Genomic DNA, 2020 nt, shown 5'->3' on the forward strand with positions numbered 1-2020 from the left:
CCACGCGGCGATGTCGGGTCCGTCGCCCGCGATGGTGACGTGGAGCGGCCGGTCGAGCGCCGCCGCCGCGGCCGGGAGCGCGTCGAGCAGGACGTCTCCTCCCTTGAGCGAGGTCATCCGACCCAGGAAGAGCAGCCGCCAGGGTCCGTCGTCCGCCGCGCCCCGGGGGGCCGCTTCCACGGGAGCCGGAGCCGTGTACACCGGAAGGGGGACCGCGTGCACCCGGGACGGGTCGTCCACGTACCTCGCGAACTCAGACTGTGTGTGCGCCGAATTGGTCACGATGGCGCGGTACCCGCCCAGCCGGTCGCGCCGCCCGCGCTGGGCCCGGAAGTCGCGGAGCATGGTGAGCGGGCTCATCCCGCCGCACCGCTTCGGGTAGTAGTGCAGCAGGCACTCCCAGCCGAAGCGCCGGTCGCACGGCGTGACGACGGGCCGCTTGAACGACTTCGCTCCACTGATGCAGGTGCCCAGGTAGCCGTGGGCGAAGAAGACGCAGTCCGCGACCCCCTGGAGCGCCTCCTCCACCTCGGGGGTGAACACCCCCTGGTTGAAGACGACGTCGGGGCGCCACCCGCGCAGCGCGTCGAGGGCGCCGGCGAGCCCCAGCTCCTCCACCGACCACGTCGGGGCGCCCTCGGGGAGCGGGATGGGGCCGCGGTCCAGCGGCGCGTCCATCTCGCAGAAGAGCGCGACCTCGTGCCCGGCGTCGCGGAGGGCGGGGATCACGCGCGCGAGGTACCGCTCGGCTCCTCCCGCCTCGCGCCGGCTCCAGTTGGCGACCGCGATCCGCATCAGCTTCCGTTTCAGTTGGTACCACGAAGCGCAGCCACGGTGTGGCGTACGTCGAACCGCGACCGGTAGAGCTCTCCCGCGGCCGCCCCCAGGCGGCGCCGCTCCTCCGGGTCCCCGAGGAGCGCGTCCACCCGCCCCACCAGCGCCTCCACGTCCCCCACGGGGACGAGCCCCACCGCGCCGCTCGCGCGCCAGAGGTCCTCCGTGTCGCCCCCGTCGTTGGCGACGATGGGGAGGGCGTGCGACAGGCCCGCCATCATGCTCCCCCGGCGGGTGTTCACCCCGGCCGGGTAGAGCTGGAGCAGGAGGTCGCAGGCGCCCAGATGAAGCGAGAGCCGCTCCGGGGGGAGACCCCCGGTTGCATGCACCCGCCCCTCCAGCCCGGGGTGCGCCCCCAGCAGCTCCTCGCGGTACGCCTCCCCGCCCCGCCCCATGAGCAGCACGCCCCGCCGCTCGTCCGCCAGGATGCGCGGGAGCGCGGCCGTCAGGAGCCCGGCGATGTCCCGCCCGTACGTCCCGAAGTGCCCCAGCAGCGCTCCTCCCGCGGGAGCGAAGCGCGCCCGCAGCGCGGCGGTCGCCGCCGCATCGTCCTGGACGGGGACGTTTGCCGGGATCGGGAGCCAGGCGAACGGCACCCGCCGGCCCAGCGTGTACGGGCGCCAGCGCCGCTCCCACTCCGGGGCGGCCACCCAGACACGGCGCGCGGCGCGGAGGAGGACGATCGTCATCCAGCGGTGGACGAGCGCCGCCGCGTTGTGCCGGACCGACCGCGCGAAGCCCAGCGACGGCTCGTGGACCATGAAGTCCACCCGGTCCCCGGCCGAAGCGCGGCTGCGCAGCCAGTGGCAGAAGCCCACGTTGAGCGACCGGTAGCCGTACGCGTGCGGCACCCACTGCACCACCAGCCGCCGCGGCGCCGGGAAGCGATCCAGCATCCGGCCGGCGCGGGCGAGGTCCCCGGGGGCGAACGTCCCCAGCTCGCGGTGAACGGTCACGCCGGGCGCCTCGGGCGCCGGCCCGTCGGCGGGAGGACACCACACGTGCACCTCCTCCCCCGCCTCAGCCAGCCCCGCGGCCACCAGCCAGGTGTAGTCCGCCACGCCGCCCGGCTGCGGCGGGTACTCGCCGGTCACCAGGTGGATCTCACCCATCCGACCCGCCCGCGGCCGCCGCCAGGGCGGAGGGGGCTGCGCGCCCGGCCGCCGCGTGCACGAGCGCCGCCAGG

The 2020-nt window shown here is 75.6% G+C and carries 2 protein-coding genes; both read right to left on the reverse strand.

Going from position 1 to position 2020, the window contains the following annotated elements; all coding sequences use genetic code 11:
* Window positions 1-795 (reverse strand): glycosyltransferase (locus VGR37_00870; GenBank protein HEV2145946.1); only part of this gene is annotated, 795 nt, incomplete at its 3' end.
* 11 nt (window positions 796-806) lie between these two features.
* The coding region (locus VGR37_00875) for a glycosyltransferase family 4 protein (protein HEV2145947.1) at window positions 807-2020 on the reverse strand (1214 nt) is incomplete at its 5' end.

This window comes from Longimicrobiaceae bacterium (genome assembly GCA_035936415.1).
Taxonomy (GTDB): domain Bacteria; phylum Gemmatimonadota; class Gemmatimonadetes; order Longimicrobiales; family Longimicrobiaceae; genus JAFAYN01.